The sequence below is a fragment of the Archangium minus genome, from assembly GCF_044360475.1.
Taxonomy (GTDB): domain Bacteria; phylum Myxococcota; class Myxococcia; order Myxococcales; family Myxococcaceae; genus Archangium; species Archangium minus.
This window is the reverse complement of sequence record NZ_CP043494.1, coordinates 9,267,044-9,292,396: the sequence shown is the minus strand read 5'-3', so window position 1 is coordinate 9,292,396 and position 25,353 is coordinate 9,267,044. Positions and strand designations below refer to the sequence as shown.

The following is a 25,353-nucleotide window of genomic DNA, read 5'->3' as shown; positions in this document are numbered from 1 at the left end:
CACCCGAGCCACCTAGCGAGTCCAAGGGCCGCTGTGCCAGAGCGCGGACCAAGACCCACAAGGGAGTACTCCCGAGGAGGAGGGGAAAAACCGTGGCGGGGGAGGAGGTGACGTGCGACGTTGGGCGGGATGAAGATCGCTGCCTGGAACGTGAACTCGGTCCGAGCCCGCCTGGACAGGCTGGTGGACTGGCTGAAGAGCGCTCAACCGGACGTGGTGTGCCTGCAGGAGCTGAAGTGCCAGGACACCGAGTTTCCGATGGAGGCCGTGCGAGCGGCGGGCTACCACGCCGCGGTGCACGGGCAGAAGACGTACAACGGGGTGGCCATCCTGGCGAAGACGGAGCCGACGGACGTGGTGCGAGGCCTGTCGGACGGGGTGGACGACACGCACGCGCGAGTCATCGCCGCGACGGTGAACGGGGTGCGGGTGCTGAGCGTGTACGCGCCGAACGGGCAGGCGGTGGACTCGGACCAGTACAAGTACAAGCTGCAGTGGTACGGGCGGCTGAGGCGCTACCTGGACACGCGGCACAAGCCAGGTGAGCCGCTGGTGCTGTGTGGGGACTGGAACGTGGCGCCCGAGGACATCGACGTGTGGGACGTGGCGCTGTGGGAGGGGCAGACGCTCTGCACTCCGAAGGAGCGGGCGGCGCTGAAGGAGCTGTGCGCGTTCGGGCTGACGGACACCTTCCGCAAGCTGCACCCGAACGAGCAGCGCTTCAGCTGGTGGGACTACCGGATGCTGGCGTTTCCGAAGAACCAGGGCCTGCGCATCGATCACATCTTCGCGACGGCGCCGCTGGCGGAGCGGCTGGTGGCAGCGGACGTGGACCGCGAGGCGCGCAAGGGCAAGCAGCCCTCGGATCACGCGCCGGTGTGGGCCGAGTTCAAGGACTGAGACGCTGTCCCCGAGGGAGGTTCCCAAGCCATGGAAGAGCTCCTGCGATTCCTCCTCACCGAGCCCTCCGCCCCAACGTCCCTTGGCACCATCGAGGACTGGTGGAGGCAGCACCTGCGGCTGGCTTCGCGCTTCTCCCTCCCGGTGGACGTGGCGTTCGCGGGAGGCTTCGCAGCGGATCGGCTGGGTTACGCCTTTGCCTCGGGCTACCACTCGGCCCTGCGCTCCTTGTTTCCCGCGCTGCCTCGTGAGCGCCGGTACGCGTTGTGCGTCACCGAGGCGCAGGGAGGACACCCCGCGGCGATGAACACCCGGCTCACCGGCGCGGGTGATGGCCCGCAGCGCCTCGGGGGCACCAAGGCCTTCATTACGCTGGGCACCGCGGCGGACGAGCTGCTGGTGGTGGCGACCGAGGGGCGGGACGCGCAGGGACGCAACCGGCTGCGGCTGGTGCGGCTCGACTCACGCCGTGCAGGGGTGACGCTCACCGAGCTGCCACCGACCCCATTCGTTCCCGAGGTCCCTCACGCCGAGCTGCGGCTGAACGAGGTGGAGGTGGCGCCCGAGGAGGTGCTTCCGGGCGATGGCTACGAGCGCTACGTCAAACCGTTCCGCACGGTGGAGGACTGCCACGTGTTCGCGGCGGTGCTCGGTTGGCTCATCCAGGTGGCCCGGCGCTCGGGCTGGCCGGACGAAGTACGAGAGGAATTGCTCGCACTGGCAGTGACGATGCGAGGACTCGCACAGTCGGACCCGGCTTCACCCGCTGTGCACCTGGCCTTGTCAGGGGCGATTGAGCTGTTCCGCGCGAGGGTAGACGGGCTGGGAACACTCTGGGAGCGAGTGGATACACAGACGCGTGAGCGCTGGGAGCGGGATCGATTGCTGCTCAACGTAGCGGGCAAGGTGCGAGCGAAGCGACGGGAGACCGCTCGCCAGAAGTTGATCACCCCCGAGTGAGCGCAGCGGTATAAGCGTCTCATGTTCAACAACACGCAGAGCAGTTCTCGTTCGTTCCAGGCAATTCGGCGCGCGCTGTTCACCTTGTCGTTCACGGGCGCCGCCATGTGCACGGCGATGATGCCGGCAGTGGCAAACGCGGCCCCGCCCGCGCAGCAGAAGACGCAGGTGCCGGGCTTCTTCCGCATGAAGCTGGGAGACTTCGAGGTCACCGCGCTGTACGACGGTTACATCGACCTCGACCCGAAGATCCTCAAGGGCGCGAGCGCCAAGGACATCCAGAACCTGCTCGCGCGGATGTTCCTCGATAACACGCCGGGCGTGCAGACCGCGGTCAACGGCTTCCTGGTGCACACGGGAGAGCATCTGGTCCTCGTCGACACGGGGTCGGCCACGGCGTTTGGCCCGACCGTTGGCGCCATGCTGGGCAACATCCGCGCCGCCGGGTATGAGCCCGCGCAGATCGACACGGTCCTGTTGACGCACCTGCATGCGGACCACTCGCGCGGCCTGTTGACCGCCGATGGCAAGGCGGCCTTCCCGAACGCTGAGGTGCGCGTCGCGAAGGCCGACGCGGATTTTTGGCTCGACGAGCAGATCGCCGCCAAGGCACCGGAAGCCGCTCAGCCCATGTTCAAACTGGCCCGCGAGGCGGTCGCGCCCTACGTGGCCGCGGGCAAGTTCAAGACCTTCGCCGAGGGCGAGGCGCTGATCCCCGGTGTCGTCGTTTCTCCGTCCCCGGGCCATACGCCTGGCCACAGCGGCTACCTGTTCACCTCGAAGGAGCAGAGCCTCCTGGTGTGGGGTGACGTCGTTCACAACCATGCGGTGCAGTTCGCCCGGCCGGAGATTGCCATCGAGTTCGACATCGACAGCAAGAAGGCCATCGCCTCCCGGAAGAAGGTGTTCGCGGATGCGGCGAAGAACAAGCTCTGGGTAGCCGGGGCGCACCTGCCCTTCCCGGGAATCGGCCATGTGCGCGCCGAGGCGAAGGGATACGCCTGGGTGCCGGTGGAGTACGGCCCCATCCGCTCGGACCGCTGAGCTCGGGCGCGGCCCTGAGCGGATGGCTTGACGACCGCTCAGGGCCTCCCAGTCATCCTCCAGTCACGCCTCCGTGTTTTAGCTGGGTGCCAGGGTTGTTGATCCTGTTGCACCGACAAGGAGAGCAGGCGGCATGGAGGGGACAGTGCAGATGTCATTGGGCCCCGCGCTGCGTGACGGGCCCTCCACCGCCATGGCTCCGGCGGACGAGGCCCAACTCCTGCTGCTCGTGCAGCGTGTGCGGGAGGGGGACCTCTCGGCGTTTGAGCGCCTCTACCAGCTCACCCGAAGCGACGCGGCTCGCATCCTGCGTCACCTGGTGGGCAACCGCACCGAGGTGGAGGACCTGCTTCAGGAGACCTACCTGCGGCTGCTGACCGCGCTGAAAGGCTTTCGGGGCGAGTCTCGCTTCCGGACCTTCTTCTACCGGGTCTGTGCCAACGTGGCGCTCTCGCACCTGAGGTGGAGGCGGCGCAGGCCTGAGGACCCGTTCGCGCAACCGCCCGAGTCCATCCATCCCGGGGAGGACCCGGAGCGTGCGGCGGCCCGGCGCCAGGCGGCGAAGCTGGTGGAGCAGGCGCTGGAGCGGCTCAAACCCAAGAAGCGGATCGTCTTCGTGTATTACGAGCTGTGCGGCATGAGCCCGGAGGAGATCGCCCAGGCCGTGGGAAGCTCACCCAACACCGTGCGCAGCCGCCTCCACCACGCGCGGCTGGAGTTCAACGAGGCCATGCAGCGACTGCTCAACACCCGCGCCGGAGGCCCCCATGGCTCGCCATGAAGTGGAGGCACTCTGGTCGCTGGCCGCGGGAGAGCTGGACGCGGAGACTCGCACCCGGGTGGAGGCACACGTTGCCGGCTGCGGCGAGTGCGCGCAACGGCTCGCGGAGATAGGGGAGACGCGGCACCTGCTGCGGGTGGCACGAGAAGAGCCGCCCACGGTGCAGTGGGCGAAGGTGGATGACCGCGTCCTGACGATGGCCGCCCAGCGCTTCAGCCAGCGCGAGCACCGGCCACGCGGACTGTGGATGACGGTGGTGATGGGCGCCTGCGCGGCGGTGCTGGCGCTGCTGATGCTGCGTCCTGGCACGATGCCCCGGGTGGAGGCCGAACCTCCCGTGCCCGTCCCCATGGCGCGGCTGGAGGGCTCGGCGAGCGCGTGGGTGCGCGAGGCGGACGGCACGGAACGCATGCTCCAGGCGGGTTCGGGCCTGCGGGCTGGCAGCACGGTGAAGACGCCCGCTCGAGGCATTGCCCGGCTGCGGCTGCCCGACGCGAGCGGCCTACAGGTGTCGGCCGATTCGGAGGTGGTGCTCTCCCGCGTCTCGGCGGAGGACGTGCATCTGCGGGTGCGGCAGGGGCGCGTCGCGGTACAGGCCTCGCACGCCGAGCGGCGCGCCTTCGTCGTGGAGGCAGACGGCCTGCGCGTCTTCGTGGTGGGCACGGTCTTCTCCGTGGAGCGCACGCCCGAGGGTCCCGCCGTCTCCGTGTGGGAGGGCAGGGTGCGAGTGGAGGCAGAGGGCTTGCCGACGGGTTTCGCCTCCGCGGGCCAGCGCGTAGAGCTCCACTCCAGCGAGCACACGTGGAGGCAGCTGCCTCTGTCCGTCCAGGATCAGCAAGCCTTCGAGGCGCTCGGCGTCCAGGTGCAGCTCCCCGCCACCGCCGAGTCTCCGGCGCCACCCAGCTCACCGGTGCCCGAGCGCTCTGCGCTCCCGCCCCGGAAGCAGCCTGCGCCCACGCTTGCCCCGGCGCTCCCTGTCGACCTCAGGGAGCCCGAGACCTCGTCAACGCCCACCAGCACAAAGGATGCCGCGGAACCCCCGCGGACGCCTCCCTCTGGAGAGGGAGAGAGCACGCTTGCGCCCGAGGAGTGGCAGCGCTTCCCAGCGCCGCGCGAGGTAGAGGAGCGCTTCCTCGCGCAGGCCCGCCTGCAGGTGGACACCCGCACGTGTGAGAGCTTCCTCGTAGGGCTCGAGGAAATCGCCGAGCAGAGTCAGGAGCGCTCGTTGCGTGAGGAGGCGCGCTACCTGCGCGCCCGTTGCTACGAATCCCGACTCTTCCCAGCCCAGGCAGCGGCCGAATACCGCCTCTACCTGAAGCAATTCCCCCACGGCCGCTGGTCCAAGGAAGCCCGTGGCTCACTGCCGCCGTGAGCGGCTCATCGCTGGCAATAGCTCGGCATCGTGCTCGGGAGTCCCCCCGCGTAGGGCGACGGAACGGTCCCGAAGGGATGTGCCTGGAAGAACTGCCAGATCGCCGCGCGAGCGTCCGTGGGGATCGAATGCCCCTTGCCGTGGTTGCAAATCATGGCGAACTGGGACTTCGACTTCAGATCGTTGTAGTAGTTCTGACTCACCGTCTGGAAGTTGATGACGACCTGGTCGGACGGCCCTCCATGGAAGATCATGGCGGCGAACTTGTTCGTCGTGTCCTGCGTGGGGATGGTGGACGACCTTCCGCCCGAGTAGGTCGCCACGCTCGCGATGTAGCCGGCGCGGCGATAGCTCATGTGCGTCGTGTTCAGACCACCCGCGCTAAAGCCCATGCTGTGGATCCGGCTCACGTTGACGCCGACCTTCTGGATGGCACAGGCCAGGACTTCGTCCGCCACGCGGAAGTCATCGTCGCGTGAGTTGGACGAGACATAGAACCAGGGGAAGGTCCCCGCGGCGGGATCCCGCTCCGGCGCCGCGACGATACCGCCCAGCGCCTTGATGGCGTTGATCTGCGTCGTGCCGATGCCCGTGGTGGCCTCCGTCGGAGAGCTGCCCGTGCCGTGCCAGTAGAAGACGAGCGGGCCGTCCAGCGTCTTGGCCGCATCCGACATCCAGATGCGAACTTTGCGCGCCTTGATTCCCGACGGCTGGAAGGTCAGCGTCCCCTCCGTGAACTCGGGACAGGGGCCGGTGGGCTTCGGAATGAAAGTGGGAGAGGGCTGCGCCAGGCTGGCGCTCTCGCTTGAAAGTGTTTCGGTCTGTCTGTCTTCGACTCCACTCCACTCGCCTCCTTCTTCACCACCACATGCAGAAACGGTCGCGATGAGCGCAGCGGCAAGGACTTTCTTCATGGCAACGACCTCCTGGTGAGAGACAGCGGTCAATGGGAAGACTCCATTTGAGCACTCTTTATCCAGGATATAAAGCAAAACGATGTATACGGAAAAATGAAGTAATTCAGGTTTTCTTGGGTTCCGGAGCTCGTCACAATCGGGTGCCGCCCGTGACACATTCCCGATGTAGAAGAACGCCACACCTCGGAAGGAGCACTCACACCATGATTGACGCGACCCGGCCTCCCATTACCGACCCGACCCCGATTTTCGATTTCTACCGAGGCAGTGCCGGCACCGAGTTGCTCACGGCCGCAGTCTCTCATTTTGGTGTCTTCGAGCGTCTCGCGCGTGCGCCGCGCCGCTTCGAGGAGCTGCGGGCCGAGCTCCACCTCGCCGAGCGGCCCGCGGTGGTGCTGGTGACGGCCCTGCGTGCTTTCGGTCTGCTCGCGCCCGATGCGGAGGGGCGGCTGGCGCTCACGCCGCAGGCCCGCGAGCACCTGGTGCCGGGTGCGCCCTTCGATATCAGCGGGTACATCGGGCTCTCCGCCAAGGCGCCTGGGGTGGTGGAGCTGGTCGAGCGGCTGAAGACGAACCGCCCGGCAGGCACTGTGCCCTCTCAGGACGGGGCCTCCTTCATCTACAGGGAGGGGCTCGAATCAGCGATGGAGAAGGAGCAGAGCGCGCGGATGTTGACCCTGTCCCTCGCAGGGCAAGCAAAGAACGTCGCTCCGGTGCTCGCGGCGCGCTACCCCCTCCCTGAGGCGCGTGTCCTCCTCGACGTGGGTGGGGGCACCGGCCTCTACGCCATCGCCTGGCTCCTGCGCCACCCGACGCTCCAGGCGATCGTGTGGGACCGTCCCGAGGTGCTCAAGGTGGCCACCGAAATCGCAGCGGCTCACGGGGTGGCGGAGCGGCTCAAGTGCGTACCGGGAGACATGTTCACGGACCCGGTGCCCCAGGCTGACGTCATCCTGCTGTCGAATGTGCTGCACGACTGGGATGTCCCCCAGAACCGTACCCTCATCCGGCGCTGCGCCGAGGCCCTGCCTCCTGGGGGGAGCCTGCTCGTGCACGATGTGTTCCTGAATGATGCGTTCGATGGACCGCTTCCGGTGGCGCTCTACTCGGCCGTGCTCTTCTCCCTCACCGAGGGACGGGCCTACAGCACGGCGGAGTACCGGTCCTGGCTGCGAGAGGCGGGCCTCGAGTCCGGCGAGGTGGTCCCAACCCTTGTGCACTGCGGCGTGCTGCCAGCACGAAAGTAGGGCCAGCTCTCGCGCTGATGGCGCCTCGTCAGCCGGGCTTGCGCACCCAGGCTCCAAAGGCTGGGAGGAGTTGGCGGTAGGCCTCCAGAATGTCCTCGGGCACGTCCACGTGGGCAATAAAGCCCTTCCCACGGGGGCCGTAGCCCGCTTCATCATCGTGGAGTCGCGGAATCTCCCCCAGGAGGAGTGAGACGAAGCGCTCGACACTCCAGAGCGGCCCGGCCTCGGTGCCCGGCTCGATGGCGAACGCTCCGTCCCTCACGACGAGCTGCGGGACGAAGGGCGCATGGCTGAGCAGTTGGATTCCTTCCGCCTCGGTGTTCCAGACCTGAACGAAGGACGCGTGGGTCCTGAGTTGCATGGTCGGGTCCTGCATCAGGATGACGGTGCGTGGCGACAGTCCAAGCCTCTTCACGAGGTTTCGCGACTGGACCGCGTTGTCCCCGCAGTTCGTCGATTGGGTTTCCAGGAGGATGTCGCGAGGCTCCAGCCCCGCGGCGCGGGCGGAGATATGGGCCATGATCTCCGCTTCGCTCAAGCCCTCCAGGTCGAGGTCCGAATACAGCGGGTTGCTCCGGACCGCCTCCCTCAACATCGGAGTCGAATGACCGATGCCGCCGGCGATCATGAAACGTTCGGCGATCCCCGAGGCGAAGGCGGCGGCAGCCCACTCAGCCGTGCGAGGCAGGCTGTTGCCCAGCAGGAGGAGCAGGTCCACCTTTTCGATACCCGCCTGCGCGCGCAGCGCGGCTTTCGTCAGGGCCTCGAGATCACGACGGGCCAGGAACGTGGCGATCCGATTCAGCTCGAGTGCGAGCGTGTCGATGGGGATACCCGCTCGTGTCCAGGGCTCATTCATGATTCGGCTCTTACGGACACATCTCGGTGATCGTCAGATCTTCGACCGGGGCCCAGGGGGCGCCTTCCTTGTGATGGAAGATGCTGACGAACTCGTTGAGCTCGTCCGAGCAGATGCTGTACGCAATCTCCTCGCCGGGCTTCGCGAAGACGCGCGTGTTCTGCAAGCAGGCGCTGAGGTACTCCTTGATCGAACCCTCGTCTCCGTCTTCACCGAGCAATTTCTTCTTCAACGCCTCTTCAAAGCCCTGGGGAGTGCTCGAGACACTTTTGAAGCCCTCGGGAACCTCCATGAAGAAAGTGCCTGCCGGGGCCTTCTTCTTGAGCTTCCCCACGACTTTCGAGCGAGGAAGCCATTTCATGGGATGCGTTCCACAACCCTCCGCCTCCGGAACGACGGGTTTCGACGGTTTGCTCGCCAGGGAGAAGCCGGGCAGGCTCTCGACGCCCTGGACGAAATATCCCGTGTAGTCCTCTTGCTTTGGAGCGAGCTTCAAGAAGGAGGCGTTCTTGAGCCGGGCCTGATCTACCTTCTCGGCGAAAACACTCCCAGCGCTGGGGGAAGCGTAAATCTTCCCATTCATGACGATGATGACCCCAGCGTGGGCCTGAAGCGACAGAACCACCGAGGCGACTGTTGCGAGAAGGTATTTCTTCATACTGTTCATGGGTTCCTTCGTACGGCTGGACGAACGCGCCCTTTATAGCCCGCCAAGAGTGGGCTGGCATCCACCACGTCGAAGCTCCTCAACGTGCAACGGCCTTGCTCCAGCAGGCTGCTGAAGCAAGGCCGTTCACGACGATCGGCGGAAGCGATGCGTCAGTAGTACACGTTAAACTCTCGCATGGACCACCAGCTCGACGCCGAGCCGGTCTGCACCACCCTGATGTAGCGGGCAGAGCGCGTGGTGAAGGTGACCGTCACGACGGGCCCCGTGCCCGTTCCGGTGGCAACCGCAGTGCCCCAGCTCGTTCCGTCGTTCGACACGTACACCTCATAGCCCCGGGCATAGTCATTGTTGCTGCCGGTGGAGTCCATCACGAGCTTGTTGAAGCTCTTCACCTCCTTCATGTCCACGATCAACGACTGGCCGGGAGCCATCGGCGTTCCCGTGGTCCAGCGCGTGGACATGCTGCCGTCCAGCAGGTTCGCCGCGGGTTCGCTGCTCGAGGGGGTCGAGGCGGCGGTCCAACCGGTCCGCACAAGCGCCGCGCCCGTGCCGCCGCCTGGCTGCGTGGTGGCGCTGGCGGCGTTGCTGGCGGCCGAGGTGTTGCCGGCCGCATCCTTCGCCCTGACCGTGTAGCTGTAGACCGTCGAGGCCGTCAGGCCCGTATCGCTGTACGACGTCGACGGCGACGAGCCCACAAGAACGCCGTTGCGGTACACGTCATAGCCGCTCACGCCCACATTGTCCGTCGAGGCGCTCCAGCTCAGGTTGATCTGGCTGCTCGACACCGCCGTGGCGGTCAGGCTCGCCGGGGTGCTCGGAGCCTGGGTATCGCCCGCACCGGTTCCCGCGAACTCGGTGAGGGTCTGCCTCATGGCCTCGCTGGGCGAGTTCGCATAGACCCTGCCACCGGTATTGTTGATGACGTGGGTGATCTCACTGCCCGCCGTTCCATTCAGCCAGATGGTCGTCGCATGGTGGAGCTTGATGCCTTGAACGTTGGGAACCTCGATGGCGCTGTTCAGCTTGACGGCCGCATCCCGGAAGTACGAGTACACCCCCAGGCCCCAAGCCTCGTGGCTGGTCACCGAGTTGGCGACCTTGTACGAAGCGTACCCATTCACCGTGCCATTCTGGCTCATCCACACGGCTTGGTTGGGGACGTCATAGGGGATCTCGGACTGGTAGAAGTACACACGGCCGCCGTTGCCGTTCCACACCGTCTGGTACTCGTTATGGTGCTCGTTGAACAGGCCATAAATCGTGACGTTGCTTCCATTCACGACGAGCCCGTTCTTGGAGACGTTGGAAGTCCAGCCGGCTCCCACGCCGTGATCTGCGCGCCACAGCCAGAAATGATCGCCGATGACGTGGTTGCTGTTGATCTTGATGCCCACATCATATCGTCCGTTGGTGGCGCCACCGGTTCGGACCGTGATGTCGTGAAGCGAGGTGGGATTGGCCGAATGGTTCGCCGAACTGCCCGTGGGCCCGACCTCCAGGATGGTGGGGGAGTTGATCGGACCGGCATCGAAGGTCAGGCCCGCGAGCTTCACTCCATCCACGTCGGCCACGGACATGGCCACCTGCCCATTGGTGGGGACCAGTGTGGCGAGGCCAATGCCCAGCACGACGGTGTTGGCGTTGGTAATCCGGATCGTATCGCTCAGCTGGTAGATGCCGGGGGTAAACAGCAGATGCTTTCCCTGGCTCAGTGCAGCATTGATGCTTGCAGCGGTGGCTGTCTCCGGACGAGCAATGTAGAACTGATCGATGGAGATGGACTGGCCCGGCGTGGAGCCGCTGGCCCAGCTGGGGCCCTGGGTGTTCGTCTGCAGGGCCGGGACGAAGACGTCATATTGCCCGGAGCTCCGGATATACAGGTAGGGCTTCTCCCGGATGATCGGCGTCTGGGGCACGACGGTGTAGGGCGGGTTCGGGAACTGTCCGGACGGCGCGTTGTTGCACCCCACGAAGACCATGTTCCACACGCCGTTGTTCCAGCTCGCCCAGCGGCTGTTGCGGGAGAGCCACTGCTGCTGCGAGGCGGGAACGATCTGGCCATCTACAATGGAATCGGCGAGGAATCCGCCGCTGGCCCAACCGGCATTCCAGTTCGAGTCGAAGTCGAACAGGTGCAGCTCTCCCTTGATGTGCAAACGCCTCAAGGGGGCGGCCTGTGAGACGGCGATCTGCGTCTGGCCGTTCGACGGGACGACCGTGTAGTTCTCGAGGGCCCGCCAGAAGTTCCGGGTGGCGTTGCCGTTATCCCAGTCGGCGTTGACGTTGACGCCGCCGTTGATGGTCACGTCGCCGGGGTTCTGTCCCAGGCCGGCCACGTGGGTATAGAAGCCCACGTTGAAATTGACGTTGTAGGTTCCTGGCTTGAAGAGCAGCGCATACCGCTCGCTGCTGAATTCATTGGACTCCAGTCGGGAGAAGATGGACGTGGCGACATTTCCGATGTCGGATGCCGACATGGTCGGATCGAAGACATAGACCCGGGGACCGAAGAGGGTTGTATTTGCCTCGGAGATCGGCGTAGCCGCTTGGGAAACATTGGGAGCGAGCGAGCACAGACTTGCTGCGGTGGCTAACACAGAAAATGTTGATGCCACTGTTTTCTTCATTGTGTTTCCTCCCATGCGGGCATGGGGCTGGGGGGGGAGGCAGACCTAAGCGAACAAATGCGCTTAGTCAGGAATAACTGTAACTGATGTTTAAGCCATCTGCGAGATTTTCTTAAGCAAGAGGTCTCGCCGCGCATGCGCGCGCCCACAGGGAGAGGGGGCATGCGCAACACGAGCAGGTCCAAGGAGGGCTCAGGGGCAGTCAGCGCTCACCTGGAGCGCGTCGTACGCCATCCATCCGTTGCGCTTGGTGCCGGTGGCAGCGATGACGTAGCCATAGATGAACTTCATCGTCCCCGACTGCTGGCGGTAGCGGCCCGAGCTGTCCTGGACCCAGAGCGGAATGTCGATGGACGGGGCGCCGGAGTCTGTGGGCACATCCAGGCGCTGGAACTTGGTGCCCGCCGGGAAGTGATCTACCGCGGGGCCGCCGAGGGCGAAGCCCGGCACATTGAAGACGAGGTTGACCGAACGCAGACCATTGGCGCGCACCAGCGGCAGATAGTCGCCCGCGCGCTCATGGGTCGCCGTGCTGTCGTAGACCACCTTCTTGAACTCCAGGGTGGTGTCATGCGAGTTGCGCACGGCGTAACAGCCCAGCTTGGCCAGGCCCGCGCCCAGCGCCGAGACGTGGCCCACCTTCTGCTCGAAGGACGTCCGTCCCAGGATGGCCGACATCGGCAGCCATCCTGCACTCGAGTTGGAGGTCGACACCGCGAAGGCATGGAGCTCGCCCGCGAAGGTGCGTGTCTGGCCGTAGTTGAAGGCGGCACTCGTCCGAGTATTGGTACCCATCACGGTGCCGTTGCCGTCACGGATGGGAACGCCTGTCACAAGCCCCCAATTATCATCGGCGGGATCATTGGTCTGAACGCGATTGCCGCCAGACTCCCGCAGCTTGCAGTTGTAGGGGCTCTCGATGCAGTACGTGCCATTCACGCCCGAGTAGGCGGCCTGTGCTCGAACCGAGAGCGCCTCGCCAACACCTGTATCTTCTTCAACGGGTGCTCCGCCGCCACATGCGGAGGTCACCAGAACCATGGCACAAATCTTGAGAATCGCTTTTTGCACGATTTACAAAAAAACCAAGTTCCATCCAGATGTCAATGCCTCCAGACGAGTCCTGGTCATTCGCTGACAGGGTCGGGTTTGAACGCAGTGCGTCAGCTCGCGAGCAGAAAGCCGCTGATGCGCTCGGACAACCAACGCCGGAAGGTGTCCGTCGTCGGTGGGCAGTGACGGCAATTTTCGAGCAGCTCCGTGTCGGCGAGCATCGGAAAGAGCTGGTGTGCGCGGGCGAGGAGTTTCTGTCCCGGGAAGCTCACATCCGTGTCCGCTCCCAGCACGAGCGTGGGCGCTTTCAATCCCTTGAGCTCATCCGGTGTCGCGAGCGCCGGCACCCGCATGTCCATGTTGTACGAGCGGAGGGCATCGCCCAGGTAGGGCGCCCAGTCGTCGTCCGTGGTCGTGAGCAGGTGACGGACGAAGGCCTTCAGCCGCTGCTCGGAAGGTGACAGGCGGTACAGCATCATCGGGAGGCCGAGCTTGGTGAACCCCTCCCACGACGAGCCCTTCACCACGCCCGCCGGGACGAGGAGCACGAGCCGGTCGATGCGCTCCGGTGCGAATGCCGCGAGGCGGATGGAGATGAAGCCGCCCCAACTCACGCCTATCACGTGCGTTCGTTGCAGCGAGAGCCCATCCAAGACGTCCGAGAGCCACTCTCCGTATTCGTTATTGGAGACCGAGGGCCGTGCGTCCGCGCTCTTCACCGACTGGCCGATGACGTCGACGGCATGAACCCGGAAGCGCGCGAGGAGGGGCTCCAGCTCCCTCAGCACGTGCGCCGAGCTCGCCATCGCACCGTGGAGCACGACCACCGGCGGTGCCCCCTCGGGCCCTCCAACGAGGACGTGGGTGTCTCCAAACCGCGTCTTGACCCTCCGGCTCTCGGTGGGCACCTCGAGCCGGTCTCGGAAGCGATCAAACCACCGCAAGAGCACGGTTTTCGCTTGCTCTCCTCTGAACGCGGACGTCATGGCTTCCTCCTTCTGGGTGGCTTCTCACTTGGACGCAGGCCCTCGAGGTGCTGGTGGACCAGGTGCTCGACCAGCGTCACGGGTGAGTCATGCGCGCCCTGCACCCACGCGATGAGGGCGAAGTAGAAGAACGAGAAGTACGCGACGGCGAACAGCGCGCCGTTCACGCCGGGCCGGAGCTCCCCCCGCGCGATGGCCTCCTCGGTCAGCCGCGCGATGGCTCCATGAACGCCGTGGACTTGGGCATTGAACTTCTGCGCCCACGGCTCATCCGCGAAGAGCGACTCCTTGAGCAGCGTCCGCGAGAGCTTGGGCCGCCGCTGGTAGTACCGGAACACGGCGCGAGTCAGCTCGGAGAGCTGCGTCTCCAGCGAGCCAGTGCCGAGCTTGGCGACCGCGCTCCGCAACGTTTCCTCCAGGTCATCAAACAGCGCGGCGTGGAGCAGCTCCCGCTTGTCGCCATAGTGGTGGAGCACCGTCCCGGCGGACACCCCCGCGCGCGCCGCAATCGCCCGCAGGTTCGCCGCTTCGAAGCCCACGCTCTCGAACTCCGCACGCGCCGCCTCGAGGACCGCCTTGCCGGTGGCTTCCTTCTGGGTGGCACGGATTCCGCCCTGTCTTTTGGATTCGTTGGACACGTTCAATGAACATGTTTAATGAACTTCTGCGCGGTGTCCAGCGAAACGACGAAGCGGCTCCGGGCTCACCATCGGCACGCAGGGCTGTACCTATGAGACCATGCTGCTGGTCTCGGGCGAGCATCGCCGGGGAAAAACTGATCGAGCTTTACCGAGCTGCTCCCTCTCCCGAGAGTTTCGGAGGGGGCTCTGGCCTTTCTTCAAGAGCAGTGCGTCAATCCTTCCGGAGAGATACGCAGACAGGCACTTCAAGAGGCCGTTGAGAAGGTGCCGAAGAATTCAAACCCAGTCAGACCCATACGGAGAGTATAGACCGTTCTCAGGTGTTGATAAGGTAGAACGATGCGTTTCAGCCGGACACGCAGGTTACGGTTCGAAGTCAGGGAAATTAAGAGCAGTCCGCGTGTCTGGATTAACTTCCCATCTCGGCATGCCTTTGGTACACGCCCGCGCCCGAGCAGACCTCTCTGCTCCCACGAGCACGCCGCAATGGCAGTGCTCCCACATCTCCGTCGAGTAGGCTTATGACCCGGCTTCCAGCATTGCTTGTATCAGCGCTCGTTCTGTCCGCGTGTGAACCCGACACGGCATCCAACGAGGAACCCTCTCCTCGTCTCAATTCCTCTGGCGACGCGCTGTATGCGTCCTGGAGTCAGCTCTGGCCGCGCCCCTCCGCGACCATCCCAGTCTGCTGGGAGAACCCGGCGCCCGAGCACGCGCAGCAGCGCCAGGCCACGCGTGATGCACTCGCCGAGACGTGGGAGCGCTATGGCAACCTCCGGTTCACCGGTTGGGAGACCTGCGTCCCGGGCTCTGGCGGCATCCATATCGTGGTCGACGACAGCCACCCTCGCTCGGCCGTGGGCTACTACGGGCCGAACTACCCGACCCAGATGTGGCTCAACTTCTACTCGTGGTGCGATGCGAGCAACGCGAACTACTACTGGACGTGCATCAAGTTCGTCTCGGTACACGAGTTCGGACATGCGCTCGGCTTCCAGCACGAGCAGGACCGTCCTAACACGCCCCAATGGTGCAAGGACCAGCAGCCCGGGAATGTGTACACGGGCTCCGGTGACTGGATGCTCGGCGACTGGGATTCGTATTCCATCATGAACTACTGCAACCCGAACAGCTACCAGACCTGGTTGCTGAGCGCGACGGACCAGTGGGCGTTGAGCTACGCATACCCGGCGTCTTCTCCCTGACGTCTCGCAGGTTGAGGACGGAACTGTTCCCATCCTTTGGGCGCTTGCCGGTGAGCTTCCGGGCCTGGCCAGCCAGGCTCGGATGACATCCAGGAAGGCGACGCACCTGAGTGACCGCCATGGTCCAGGTGTTCCCGTCAAGGAGGAGCGCCGTCCAGGAGGGCCGGGGTCGCATGGGGCCGGCTATTCCTCCCTGGTTGGCCTCCAGGGAGGAGACATGGCGCAGCGCCCCTCGAGGATTTCGCTGCCAGACCCGCACATCCGTCTCACGGATGAGGCACAGCGGTTGTACCGCCTCGCCGGTTGGGTGGGCGACTCCATCCAGGACGACTATTCCATCAGCTTCAGCTCGGTCCTCATTGCCTTCCTGCTGGCCGAGGATCGCGTCTCACGCTGGTTCTCCTCGTTCCTCGACAAGGGTCAGCGCAACAGGCTCCTCGCCGACAAGAAGCTCCACCCGGAGCTGGTCGAGCATGGCCCGGAGTGGGAGACGCTCCTGCTCGAATACTCCTCGTTCAGGGGAGGCTGGTCGCCATCCGCGGAGAAGGTGCTTCATTCCGCGGCGGAGCTGGCCAGAGGGTTTCCCATTGGACCCGAGCACATCATGGCGGCGTACATCCAGCATCCCCCGGCCGGCCATGAGGAGGAGTACCAACGATGGGGGCTTGTCAGGTCCGAGTGGCGAGCCTCATTCGATGCGCAGCGGTTCCTTCCCGGGGACGCCAATGGGTCCTCGAGCGAATGGAGCCTCCTGCCGGGTCATCGCATTCCTTCGAAGGCGCTTGAGGACGTGTTGCGGCGGGCTTTCGAATTCCGTGCACGGCGCACGAATGGACAGCCCTGGCTCTCGACCCTGGACGTCTTCTTCGCGGTGGTGGAGCACGGCCGCTCCTGGAAGGACAGCGGTCGGTTCCTCTTCGAGTGCATCAACGACTCCTCGGAAGGCCGGGAGGCCTACGCGCGGCTTCTCCGTGAGCGCTACGGAGAGAAGGCTGGGGAGGAAGCCTCGATACCGCGAGCTCCTGTCACGCCCAATGTCGCGGCGCTCTTCAAGCTGGCGGGCGAGCTCTGGGAGGAAGTGACGGGCACGGGGTTGATGTCACTCCGGCATCTGATTGGGGCGATGCTACTTCATGAGGCGCGCGGCAGATCAGGTTGCGAGAAACTCTTCCGGCAGTGGGGACTCGACCGGCAGCGCTTGCGCGAACGGTTCTTCCAGGATGTCTGCTTTACCCTCCGGGAGGGCTCTCCTTGGGACGAGCGGAGCAGGTGGCGTCCACTCCTGCTGCCAACGAGTGGCGAGCCCGCAGGACGTCGGGCGAGGATCAGCACCGATATGCTCGAGGAGGGATTGCCCCAGGAGCACCTCGAGAGTCTGGATCGCCTCGACTTCCGCCCTCAGGCCAGGGCCTTCGCCTCGCTCATCGCCTCCGAAGAGCTCGTTCCCCCCATCGCGATTGGCGTCTTCGGGGAGTGGGGTTCGGGGAAGACGTTCTTCATGCGGCTCGTGGAGTCCTACGTGCGCCGGATGCAGGAGTCCGCACGCCAACCGTTCTCCGGGCACGGCCCCTATCTCTCGGAGATCGCCCACATCCATTTCAACGCGTGGCAGTACGTGGAGTCGAATCTCTGGGCAAGCCTCGCGGAGCACGTCTTCCGCAGCCTTGGCGAGGATTTGTTCAAGAGTGCCTCGGGACCGAGCGCGGACGGGGTGCTCGACCTTGCCCAGCTCGAGACCGCGCGTGAAATGAAGCAGCAGGCGGAGGCCGAGCAGGAAGAAGCACGGAGCGTCTTGGAGAAGGCGGAGAGTGAGCTCGGCAAGGCGAGGATGGACCACGAGAAGGCGGCCTCCGCGCATGTCGAGCTGATGTGGAAGGAGCTCCAGCCGGTGCTCGACAAGCCCGTGAGGGATGCGGTCAAGGAGCTCTTTGGTGAGGATGCCCTGACCACGGCCGGCCATCTCCGGGCCGCCTATGATGATGTCCGCGACGCCTCGGGACGGATGCGACGGCTGTGGAATTACGTCCTCGTGAACCCACCTTCGCTTGGGGGCGTGCTCACCGTTCTGGGCGTCGCGGCCGTGATGTTCATCGGGGTGTTTCTGATTCCGCATCTGGGCGACGTGCGTGCGGTGCTGGCAGCGCTCGGTACCACCTTCATTCCGGTCTACGGCTTCATTTCCTGGCTCGTGCCCAGGTTGAAGCGGGGGGCGGACCTCTTACGGGTCATGGAGAAAGGAGCCAGCAAGGCCAGTGAAACCATTTCGAGGGCCGAGAGCGAGGTGGCGAAGGCCCGGAGTCAGCTGGAGGCCGCGCGGGCCGCCCTCGAAGCCGCGACGACGCGGGCCGAGGAGGCACGCCAACGGGTCGCGGTTGCCGAGGCCGCGGTGAGCGCTCCCAAGACAGCCGAGCGGATCGCCCGCTTCATCGAGGAGCGCATCACCTCCAACGAATACCGGCGGGAGCTCGGTGTCCTCCATCTGGTGCGCCGGGACTTCGAGCGTCTGTCCCGGTACATCCTGGAGCATCGAGAGGATTCGCGAAGGCAACGGCCCGGCGAGCAGCCGGGCCTGGAGCGGATTGTCCTCTACATCGACGATCTCGACCGTTGCCCTCCCGAGAGGGTTGTCCAGGTCATTGAGGCCGTTCACCTGTTGCTCGCCTTCAAGCTCTTCGTTGTGATCGTGGCTGTTGATGCGCGCTGGGTGAGCGAGTCGCTCTCGAAGAAGTTCGACTTCATGGGCGATAGCCAACGTCCAGGGGGTCCTGGAGCGACCGTTCATGACTATCTCGAGAAGATCTTCCAGATACCGTTCTGGCTCCCTCCCATGGACGCGGCTGGGTGCAACGAGCTGATTGGGGAGCTCTGTCCCTTGCGTACCTCCATGGTTGGGACTGGTGCACTCCTGGGGGTCGTGCAACCGGGAGCCCTCGTGCGGTCGTCCTTCTCTCCCTCGGGTGAAGGCACCGCCAGGGAACGAGGGGCAGCCCGAGCGTCTGAGTTGCCTGCTCTTCCCAGGGGTTCCACGCAGTCGGATGCCCTCACGCAGTCGGATGCCCTGGAGATCGATGAGCTGGAGATCCAGTACATGCAGGGACTGGTGCGGCTCTTTCCAAGCTCGCCTCGACGGGTGAAGCGGCTCCTCAACACCTATCGCCTGCTTAAAGCCTCCACCACGCGCGAGGAGTACACCCGTTTCGTCCACGGTGAGCGCGAGTCGGGACCGTATCAGGCCGTCATCACGTTGCTGGTATGCGTCATGGGGGCGCGGCAGCTGTCAGGCGAGGTGCTGCGTCGGCTGGGCACTGGTTCGAGGCAGGGCCTGGACGAGTTCATCCGGGAGCTTGAACGATGCGAAGGCGTCGAGCCCGTCGAGCGTCGGCAGGTGGTCGAGGCCCTCAGGGTGTACCGCAAGACACGAGGGCTCAACACGCTCGACGAGCTCGCGGAATGGGGTCCGCGAGTCGCCCGTTATTCCTTCCACTCACCGTTCTCCAACGGTGTGAGGTAGCGCGAAGAGGGGAGGCCTGGCGGCGAGGCCTACGGGGCGTGGTGGGCTGAGTAGAACGCGGGGAGGGTTCTGCCCTTTCGTTCATCCGGATCCAGCTCTTCATCCGGCACGCTGTCCATGGCTTCCCAGATCTGCAGAGACAGGGTGGCGCGCGAGATGGGGGAAGAGTCCGCGGCGGTGATGACGACGAATCCATTCACTTCGGTTCTTTCGACGGGTCTCACGATTGTTTCTCCTGAAGTGTTTCAATTCACGAGGAGGGGATCCCAAGGGGGCTCGTCAGGCATGGATGCTTCGGCCCCTTCTGGATGACGGGCATGCATGCAGGGACTGCCTTTTCTGCCTCTGATGCGAAGTGCCCTTGCGAAGATGCTCTGGAGTGCATTCTTGAGCTCGTCCATCTCCAGGGCTGTCAGCTCCGACCAGAAGGGGATCCTCTGATTCGAGTACAGGCAACACACGCCCACGGGGACCCACTGTTTGGAGTCATAGACTGGCACGCAGAGCAGGGAGGCGAAGATCCTTTCCCTGGCCCACTCATCCATCCACTGAGCCGCGCAGCTCTTGTCCACGTAGGAGCCTTGGTAGGAGGATTCGAGGGTCGCGCCCCAGATGAAGGCCCGGCTGACGGCGTCGCCCGGCTTGTCGATGTCCGTCACCCGCATGGAACGCTTCATGGCATAGGCGTGGGTGATCGGCTCGGGGTTCACCCGGCCATTGGAGAACCGGAAGGCCAATCGGAGGAGCGAGGCCTCCTTGTTGTCGGGCACGAAGCCAGCCAGGCCCAGTTGCTCATCGACCGCCACACCGAAGCGCTGGCGCAGGACGGCACAGGCCTTCTTCAGCCGCTCGAGGATCGGCCTCTGCACGGAGCCGTTGTACAGGTGCTCCGTGTAACGATCTGCCTGCGCGGAGAGGAAATTCCTGCCAGCTTGGGCCCAGTCCGTGCACCTGGGGCCCAGGCGGATCTGCCGCAGGAGGAAGGGAAGCAGCTCTCCTGATTCGACGCTGAGGACGTTGATGCCCCAGGCCTTCCAGAACGGCTCCTCGTGTTCCTGGACGAAGTCGTGGGCCATGCGTTCGATCAGCTCGGCCTCCGTGGGAGGCGGTCGCCTGTGGAGCAGCGCATAGATTCGGGGCTGACTGGCGGCCTCCCGGCCCGCGGAGCAGAGCTCCCTTCGCCGCTCCTGAAGCACGCCCCGGAGCCTGGGATCCGTCGGATTGAGCCCGACGAGCAGCACCACCGGCTTGTTGTCCGGGCTCACGGTCAGATTGTATTTCCCCAGGAAGAGTTGCTTCAGCTCGTTCGGCAACCCGGCCTGCTTGGCGTGGTAGTCCGTCTCCGAAAGGATGATGCTCCCGCGAGGCGCTCCATTTGTCGGCAGGTAACCCAGGAGGTGATGGACGGCAGGCGAGTCCTGCGTCCCCTGCTCGTCATCTGGGTAGCGCGTCTGGGCCTTGAGCCGGAACAGCCGCCAGAGCGCCTGCTCGAGGAGGTTGTCGAAGTTGAAGGTGTAGAGGATCCGCTTCCGCTCGTGGAGGGGCTTGGGGTGGATGTCCCCCAGGGAGGCCGCGAGCTCCAGGTGGAGGTCATTCTCCGCCTTTGTGCCGTCCCGCTCGTCGTAGAGCGACTCGCGCAGCATGTCGTTGTAGGTCCCCTGGTCCTTGTCCGGGGTGGCCTTCGTCACGCTCTCTCGAATCAGGTCCGCCACGGCCTCGTATCCGAAGCTCCCGATGAAGACGCGGGCCGCCTTCTTCAAATCCTCGAGCTGGAACTTGATGCGCTTGTATTCCCTCTGGAGGAAGGCCCGCAGGAGCCTTGCATTCAACTCCTCCCAGGAGGGAAGGCCCGACGCGCAGGAGACACCGGGGCCGACCAGGGTCTTCAGGGTTCCGCCCGTGTAGGCCTCACGCAGGGTCATGATGGCGCTGTGTGTCGATGATGACGACGGCAACATCCCTGGCCTCACACTCTAATCACCACGGTATGGATTCCCGGGGATGGAGGGCAGGCGCCGGATTTGTGACGCGGAGACGGGACCAGCTTCTTGCCCGCGACCTGAGCCCGGTCGCCAAGCATCCAGGCCATCACCGTGTAACGCCGGGCATCCAGGCCGTCACCGTGGGTCCGCGAGCCTCCGGGAGCGTCGGGTCCAGGGCTATCCGTGAGTTCCACGTGCGAGGAGGGGAGCGCCTCCAGCGCGGTCCTTGTAATCTGAGAAGTATCCCCGGTGGGGGGAGGACACGATGGAATTCGACTGCGACTGGCTCATTATCGGTTCGGGCTTCGGCGGCAGCGTGAGCGCCCTGCGGCTGACGGAGAAGGGCTACCGTGTGGTGATGTTGGAGAAGGGCCGGCGCCTGCAGGCGAAGGACTTCCCCAAGACGAACTGGAACCTGAAGCGCTGGCTGTGGATGCCGCAGCTCGGGTGGCGCGGCCTGTTCAAGATGACCTTCTTCCGTCACGTCACCGTGCTGTCTGGCGTGGGCGTCGGAGGCGGCTCGCTGGTGTATGCCAACACGCTGCCCATCCCCAAGGATGACTTCTTCCAGGCTCGCTCCTGGGGAGGCCTGGCGGACTGGAAGACGGAACTGGCGCCGCACTACGCCACCGCGCGCAAGATGCTCGGGGCCACCGTGAACCCGCTGCGCACCTTGCCGGATGAGCTCATCCAGCAGGTGGGCAAGGACATGGGCCGCGAGGACTTCCAGCCCACCACGGTGGCCATCTACTTCGGCCAGCCTGGGGTGACCGTGCCGGACCCGTACTTCGGCGGCGAGGGCCCTGAGCGCACGGGCTGCAACTCATGTGGCGGCTGCATGATCGGTTGCCGCTTCAACGCCAAGAACAGCCTGGACAAGAACTACCTCTACCTCGCCGAGAAGCGCGGCCTCGTCATCCATTCGGACACCGAGGCCACCTGGGTGCGCCCGCTGCCCGGTGGTGGCTACGAGGTGGAGGCGCTCGAGGGAACCTCACACTTCTCTCGCCGCAAGCGGCGCTTCACCGCGCGCCAGGTCATCTTCTCGGGAGGAGTGCTGGGCACGGTGGACCTGCTGCTCAAGCTGAAGGCCCACCCGGACGGGCTGCCCCGGCTCTCGGACCGGCTCGGTGATGGTGTGCGCACCAACTCGGAGGCGCTGATTGGCGTGGTGGCTGGCAAGCGCTTCCGCGACAAGGACCTGTCCCGGGGCATTGCCATCGGCTCCATCCTCCACACCGACGCGCACTCCCACCTGGAGCCGGTGCGCTACTCCGCGGGCTCCGACTTCTTCCGCACCCTGATGGCGCCCCACGTGGGGGGCGCTACTGTCTTCTCGCGCCTGGCGAACGTGGCGGGGCTCTTCCTGCGCCACCCGCTCAAGATGATCAGCTCCTGGTTCACCCGTGACTTCGCCCGGCGATCGATGATCCTCCTCTACATGCGCACGCTGGACGGGCACCTGCGGATGCGGCGCGGACGCGGGCTCTTCACCGCCGGACGCAAGGGGCTCAGCACCGGCCTGCAGGAGGGTCCCGCCCCCACCGCCAACATCCCCGAGGCCTCCGAGCTGGCCCACCGGGTGGCGGAGAAGCTGGATGGTATGCCCATGACCATGGCCACCGAGACGCTGATGGGCATCCCCACCACCGCGCACATCCTCGGCGGCTGCTGCATGGGGGACTCGCCTGAGACGGGTGCCATCGACCAGCAGCACCGCCTCTTTGGCTACGAGGGTCTGTATGTCGTTGATGGCTCGGCCATCTCCGCCAACCCAGGCGTGAACCCTTCGCTCACCATCACCGCGCTCGCTGAGCGCGCCATGACCTTCATCCCCGCCCGCCAGCAGGTGGACGCTGGGACGGAGAAGACGGAGGTGGCTGCGCGTCCCACCGCGCTCGGGGCGTGAGTCAGGAGAACAATCTCCGGGGGTTCATTGGATTCGTAGAAAACGAGTTTAGCACGCTTGACCGCTTGGTCACCGAGGACTTATTCCACGGGTTGCGCCCGTTTTCTTCACTCCCCGTCATCGCCCCCGGAGGTTTCCATGAAGTTGAAGCTGACTCAGGCCCTATTCACCTGCTCGCTGTTGGGTGTGGCCGCGTGTGGCGGTCCGCTGCCCGAAGAGGAGGGACTCCTCCCGTCCAAGGAGGTGGGGCAGGTGGCCCAGCTCGTGCGCAAGGCGAAGTCGGTCCCGGACGAGTACATCGTCGTGCTGCGCGAGGACATGAAGGACGTGGCGCTGCGCGGCTCCGCGGACATGGCGCGCGAGCTGGTGGTCGCACGCGGCGGCGAGGTGCTGCATACGTATGAGCGGGCGCTCAAGGGCTTCTGGGTGAAGCTGCCCCCGGGTCAGGTGCGTGAGCTGCTGGGGGACCCGCGGGTGGCGTACATCGAGGAGAACGGCATTGTCTCCGTGTCGGGCACCCAGACGAGCGCGACGTGGGGCATTGATCGGATTGATCAGCCAAGCCTGCCGCTCAACAAGACCTACAACTACAACTTCGATGGGACGGGGGTGCACGCGTACATCATCGACACCGGCATGCGGCTGACGCACTCGCAGTTCTCCGGGCGAGTGGGCAGTGGCTTCGACGCCATCACCGCCGGTGGCACCGGAGCGGACTGCCACGGCCACGGCACGCACGTGGCGGGGACGGTGGGCGGCACCACCTGGGGTGTGGCGAAGAAGGTGACGTTGCACCCGGTGCGCGTGCTCGACTGCACGGGTTACGGCACGGACGCTCAGGTCATCGCTGGTTTGGATTGGGTGACGGCGAACCATATCAAGCCGGCCGTGGCCAATATGAGTCTGGGCGGGGACGCGTCGCAGGCACTGGATGATGCCGTGGAGCGCACCATCGCCGCGGGAGTGGCGGTCGCCGTGGCCGCTGGCAACGACAGCTCGAGCGCTTGCAACTATTCGCCGGCACGCACGCCCAATGCCATCACTGTGGGCTCCACCACCAGCAGCGACGCGCGCTCGTCCTTCTCCAACTACGGCGCCTGCCTGGACATCTTCGCGCCGGGCTCGAGCATCACCTCGGCTTCGTACTCCAGCGACAACGGCAGTACGTCCATGAGCGGCACCTCCATGGCCTCGCCGCACGTGGCGGGCGTGGCGGCTCTGTACCTGAGCGCCAACCCCTCGGCCACCCCGGCCCAGGTGACGGCAGCGCTCACCGGCGGCGCCATCTCGGGCAAGGTGACCAGCCCGGGTAGCGGTTCGCCCAACAAGCTGCTCTACACGATGTTCATCACCGGAGGAGGCGACACCACGGCGCCCTCCACATCCATCATCCTGCCAACGGTTGGCTCCACGGTAAGCGGTACCACCACCGTCAGTGCCAACGCCTCCGACAACGTGGGCGTGAGCAAGGTGGAGTTCTACCTGGGCGCCAATATCATCGACGTCGATACCACCGCGCCGTACAGCGTGAGTTGGAACACCACGGGCCTGCCCAATGGCAACTACTCGCTGACTGCCAAGGCCTATGACGCCGCCAACAACGTGAGCACCTCGTCCGCGGTGTCCGTCGTCGTGAACAACGACACGGGTGGCAGCTGCGGCATCACCGAGCAGCTCTTGGCCAACGCTGGCTTCGAGAGTGGCAACACGAGTTGGACGGGCTCCTCGAGCGTCATCGACAACACCACCTCGGGCAGCTCGCCGCGCACCGGCAGCTACAAGGCGTGGCTGGATGGCTACGGCTCGAGCCACACCGACACCCTCTACCAGCAGGTGACCATTCCCTCCACGGCCTGCAGCGCCACGTTCAGCTTCTGGGTGAAGATCACCACCTCGGAGACCACGACCACCACCGCGTACGACACGCTGACGGTGCAGGTGCTGAACAGCTCGGGCACGGCGCTGGCGACGCTGGCCACCTACAGCAATCTGAACAAGTCCTCGGCCTACGTGCAGAAGTCGTTCGACCTGAGCGCGTACAAGGGCCAGACCGTTCGTGTCTACTTCAAGGGTGAGGAGGACTCGGCGCAGAAGACGAGCTTCTTCCTCGATGACACCGAGCTGACCATCACCCGGTAGTCGCCCGCTCCAGGGCTCGACATCCCAGCGGCGCGGGGACGGCAACAGGGTCCCCGCGCTGTTTTCATGTTTGGGGATGAGGCTCAGCCTACTGCGGGGTGTTGAGCTCTTTGAGCACCTCGCCCGCGTGCCTCGCCTCTCCCGGCACCATGGCCAGGTCGTCCAGGCTGATGAGGCCCACCGGCTTCTTGTACCCATCGAGCACCACCAGGCGCCGTACCGCCTTCTCCTCCATCAGGTGCTCGGCCTCGGAGAGGGGGGCCTCCGCGTCGCAGGTGATGACGGCGTGGGTCATCGCCTCTCGCACGAGCGTCAGGTTCGGATCCTTGCCCGCCGCCGTCGCGCGTACAGTGATGTCCCGGTCCGTCAGCATCCCCACGAGTTGCTCCCCGTCCATGACGGGCAGGGCCCCAATCCCGTATGAGCGCATCCGCTCGGCCGCCGTGCGCAGGGATGCATCCGCCTCGATGGTCTCCAGGCTCTTCGTCATCAGGTCGCTGATCCGCATCTGGTGCCTCCTTGGCGCACTCCGGGTCCCCGTGTGTTCCTT

The 25,353-nt window shown here is 65.1% G+C and carries 20 protein-coding genes; 10 read left to right on the top strand and 10 right to left on the bottom strand.

All coding sequences use genetic code 11. The features are described 5' to 3' along the window. Positions 1-129 precede the first annotated feature (129 nt). From xth to F0U60_RS37800, 5 genes are all read left to right on the top strand, one after another. A complete protein-coding gene (gene xth / locus F0U60_RS37820) occupies positions 130-900 on the top strand; it encodes an exodeoxyribonuclease III (RefSeq protein ID WP_395806919.1) in 771 nt (256 codons plus the stop codon). A 30-nt stretch (positions 901-930) separates the two neighbouring features. Further along, on the top strand, positions 931-1,860 hold the full coding sequence (locus F0U60_RS37815) for an acyl-CoA dehydrogenase family protein (RefSeq protein ID WP_395806918.1): 930 nt from the start codon (positions 931-933) through the stop codon (positions 1,858-1,860). Positions 1,861-1,881: 21 nt separating this feature from the next. Then, on the top strand, positions 1,882-2,904 hold the full coding sequence (locus tag F0U60_RS37810; RefSeq protein WP_395806917.1) for an MBL fold metallo-hydrolase: 1,023 nt from the start codon (positions 1,882-1,884) through the stop codon (positions 2,902-2,904). 133 nt (positions 2,905-3,037) lie between these two features. Then, complete coding sequence (locus F0U60_RS37805) at positions 3,038-3,685, top strand: RNA polymerase sigma factor (RefSeq protein WP_395806916.1); 648 nt, start codon at positions 3,038-3,040, stop codon at positions 3,683-3,685. Beyond that, positions 3,672-5,057, top strand: a complete 1,386-nt coding sequence (locus F0U60_RS37800; protein WP_395806915.1) for a FecR domain-containing protein — start codon at positions 3,672-3,674, stop codon at positions 5,055-5,057. The genes F0U60_RS37805 and F0U60_RS37800 overlap by 14 nt, the downstream gene beginning before the upstream one ends. Positions 5,058-5,062: 5 nt before the next feature. Here F0U60_RS37800 and F0U60_RS37795 read toward each other — a convergent pair whose 3' ends face one another. Continuing rightward, complete coding sequence (locus tag F0U60_RS37795) at positions 5,063-5,971, bottom strand: hypothetical protein (RefSeq protein WP_395806914.1); 909 nt, start codon at positions 5,969-5,971, stop codon at positions 5,063-5,065. A 206-nt stretch (positions 5,972-6,177) separates the two neighbouring features. Here F0U60_RS37795 and F0U60_RS37790 point away from each other — a divergent pair, with 206 nt between their 5' ends. Continuing rightward, positions 6,178-7,221: a methyltransferase gene (locus tag F0U60_RS37790; RefSeq protein WP_395806913.1), complete on the top strand. Its 1,044-nt coding sequence runs from the start codon at positions 6,178-6,180 to the stop codon at positions 7,219-7,221. A 28-nt stretch (positions 7,222-7,249) separates the two neighbouring features. Here the strand turns inward: F0U60_RS37790 and F0U60_RS37785 are convergent, their stop codons facing one another. The 6 genes from F0U60_RS37785 to F0U60_RS37760 all read right to left on the bottom strand — a co-directional run bounded on the left by F0U60_RS37785 (position 7,250) and on the right by F0U60_RS37760 (position 14,054). Continuing rightward, positions 7,250-8,080, bottom strand: coding sequence for an ElyC/SanA/YdcF family protein (locus F0U60_RS37785; RefSeq protein WP_395806912.1), 831 nt, complete (start codon positions 8,078-8,080; stop codon positions 7,250-7,252). Positions 8,081-8,090: 10 nt separating this feature from the next. Further along, complete coding sequence (locus F0U60_RS37780) at positions 8,091-8,747, bottom strand: hypothetical protein (RefSeq protein WP_395806911.1); 657 nt, start codon at positions 8,745-8,747, stop codon at positions 8,091-8,093. A gap of 152 nt (positions 8,748-8,899) precedes the next feature. Then, positions 8,900-11,227, bottom strand: coding sequence for a discoidin domain-containing protein (locus F0U60_RS37775; RefSeq protein WP_395806910.1), 2,328 nt, complete (start codon positions 11,225-11,227; stop codon positions 8,900-8,902). 342 nt (positions 11,228-11,569) lie between these two features. Continuing rightward, positions 11,570-12,418, bottom strand: coding sequence for a hypothetical protein (locus F0U60_RS37770; RefSeq protein WP_395806909.1), 849 nt, complete (start codon positions 12,416-12,418; stop codon positions 11,570-11,572). A 122-nt stretch (positions 12,419-12,540) separates the two neighbouring features. Continuing rightward, entirely contained in the window at positions 12,541-13,416 is an 876-nt protein-coding gene (locus F0U60_RS37765; RefSeq protein ID WP_395806908.1) for an alpha/beta fold hydrolase, read from the bottom strand. Continuing rightward, on the bottom strand, positions 13,413-14,054 hold the full coding sequence (locus F0U60_RS37760) for a TetR/AcrR family transcriptional regulator (protein WP_395806907.1): 642 nt from the start codon (positions 14,052-14,054) through the stop codon (positions 13,413-13,415). Before F0U60_RS37760 ends, F0U60_RS37765 begins: the two co-directional genes overlap by 4 nt. A 524-nt stretch (positions 14,055-14,578) precedes the next feature. On the opposite strand from F0U60_RS37760, the gene F0U60_RS37755 reads away from it, so the two are divergent. Beyond that, complete coding sequence (locus F0U60_RS37755; RefSeq protein ID WP_395806906.1) at positions 14,579-15,262, top strand: hypothetical protein; 684 nt, start codon at positions 14,579-14,581, stop codon at positions 15,260-15,262. Between the two features lie 217 nt (positions 15,263-15,479). Further along, positions 15,480-18,773, top strand: a complete 3,294-nt coding sequence (locus F0U60_RS37750) for a P-loop NTPase fold protein (protein ID WP_395806905.1) — start codon at positions 15,480-15,482, stop codon at positions 18,771-18,773. A 29-nt stretch (positions 18,774-18,802) separates the two neighbouring features. Here F0U60_RS37750 and F0U60_RS37745 read toward each other — a convergent pair whose 3' ends face one another. Together F0U60_RS37745 and F0U60_RS37740 are read right to left on the bottom strand one after the other, a co-directional pair. After that, positions 18,803-18,997: a hypothetical protein gene (locus F0U60_RS37745; protein WP_395806904.1), complete on the bottom strand. Its 195-nt coding sequence runs from the start codon at positions 18,995-18,997 to the stop codon at positions 18,803-18,805. A 21-nt stretch (positions 18,998-19,018) separates the two neighbouring features. Continuing rightward, complete coding sequence (locus F0U60_RS37740; RefSeq protein ID WP_395806903.1) at positions 19,019-20,695, bottom strand: SIR2 family protein; 1,677 nt, start codon at positions 20,693-20,695, stop codon at positions 19,019-19,021. 325 nt (positions 20,696-21,020) lie between these two features. Between F0U60_RS37740 and F0U60_RS37735 the strand changes: the two genes are divergently transcribed. Both F0U60_RS37735 and F0U60_RS37730 read left to right on the top strand, forming a co-directional pair. Continuing rightward, positions 21,021-22,664, top strand: a complete 1,644-nt coding sequence (locus tag F0U60_RS37735; protein ID WP_395806902.1) for a GMC oxidoreductase — start codon at positions 21,021-21,023, stop codon at positions 22,662-22,664. 138 nt (positions 22,665-22,802) lie between these two features. Further along, positions 22,803-24,803 carry a S8 family serine peptidase gene (locus F0U60_RS37730; RefSeq protein ID WP_395806901.1) on the top strand — a complete coding sequence of 667 codons (2,001 nt, stop codon included), beginning with the start codon at positions 22,803-22,805 and terminating at the stop codon, positions 24,801-24,803. A gap of 88 nt (positions 24,804-24,891) precedes the next feature. Here the strand turns inward: F0U60_RS37730 and F0U60_RS37725 are convergent, their stop codons facing one another. Continuing rightward, the gene (locus tag F0U60_RS37725) at positions 24,892-25,311 is read right to left on the bottom strand and encodes a CBS domain-containing protein (RefSeq protein ID WP_395806900.1); all 420 of its coding nucleotides are present in this window, start codon (positions 25,309-25,311) and stop codon (positions 24,892-24,894) included. Positions 25,312-25,353 lie beyond the last annotated feature (42 nt).

What these genes read in the sequence shown, in the direction of transcription:
- F0U60_RS37790 (WP_395806913.1), top strand. Translation starts at nt 6,178, where the DNA reads ATGATTGACGCGACCCGGCCTCCCATTACCGACCCGACCCCGATTTTC.
- F0U60_RS37735 (WP_395806902.1), top strand. Translation starts at nt 21,021, where the DNA reads ATGGAATTCGACTGCGACTGGCTCATTATCGGTTCGGGCTTCGGCGGC.
- F0U60_RS37750 (WP_395806905.1), top strand. Translation starts at nt 15,480, where the DNA reads ATGGCGCAGCGCCCCTCGAGGATTTCGCTGCCAGACCCGCACATCCGT.
- F0U60_RS37815 (WP_395806918.1), top strand. Translation starts at nt 931, where the DNA reads ATGGAAGAGCTCCTGCGATTCCTCCTCACCGAGCCCTCCGCCCCAACG.
- F0U60_RS37775 (WP_395806910.1), bottom strand. Translation starts at nt 11,227, where the DNA reads ATGTCGGCATCCGACATCGGAAATGTCGCCACGTCCATCTTCTCCCGA.
- F0U60_RS37785 (WP_395806912.1), bottom strand. Translation starts at nt 8,080, where the DNA reads ATGAATGAGCCCTGGACACGAGCGGGTATCCCCATCGACACGCTCGCA.
- xth (WP_395806919.1), top strand. Translation starts at nt 130, where the DNA reads ATGAAGATCGCTGCCTGGAACGTGAACTCGGTCCGAGCCCGCCTGGAC.
- F0U60_RS37800 (WP_395806915.1), top strand. Translation starts at nt 3,672, where the DNA reads ATGGCTCGCCATGAAGTGGAGGCACTCTGGTCGCTGGCCGCGGGAGAG.
- F0U60_RS37725 (WP_395806900.1), bottom strand. Translation starts at nt 25,311, where the DNA reads ATGCGGATCAGCGACCTGATGACGAAGAGCCTGGAGACCATCGAGGCG.
- F0U60_RS37765 (WP_395806908.1), bottom strand. Translation starts at nt 13,416, where the DNA reads ATGACGTCCGCGTTCAGAGGAGAGCAAGCGAAAACCGTGCTCTTGCGG.
- F0U60_RS37770 (WP_395806909.1), bottom strand. Translation starts at nt 12,418, where the DNA reads ATGGTTCTGGTGACCTCCGCATGTGGCGGCGGAGCACCCGTTGAAGAA.
- F0U60_RS37780 (WP_395806911.1), bottom strand. Translation starts at nt 8,747, where the DNA reads ATGAACAGTATGAAGAAATACCTTCTCGCAACAGTCGCCTCGGTGGTT.
- F0U60_RS37755 (WP_395806906.1), top strand. Translation starts at nt 14,579, where the DNA reads ATGACCCGGCTTCCAGCATTGCTTGTATCAGCGCTCGTTCTGTCCGCG.
- F0U60_RS37730 (WP_395806901.1), top strand. Translation starts at nt 22,803, where the DNA reads ATGAAGTTGAAGCTGACTCAGGCCCTATTCACCTGCTCGCTGTTGGGT.
- F0U60_RS37795 (WP_395806914.1), bottom strand. Translation starts at nt 5,971, where the DNA reads ATGAAGAAAGTCCTTGCCGCTGCGCTCATCGCGACCGTTTCTGCATGT.
- F0U60_RS37740 (WP_395806903.1), bottom strand. Translation starts at nt 20,695, where the DNA reads ATGACCCTGCGTGAGGCCTACACGGGCGGAACCCTGAAGACCCTGGTC.
- F0U60_RS37810 (WP_395806917.1), top strand. Translation starts at nt 1,882, where the DNA reads ATGTTCAACAACACGCAGAGCAGTTCTCGTTCGTTCCAGGCAATTCGG.
- F0U60_RS37805 (WP_395806916.1), top strand. Translation starts at nt 3,038, where the DNA reads ATGGAGGGGACAGTGCAGATGTCATTGGGCCCCGCGCTGCGTGACGGG.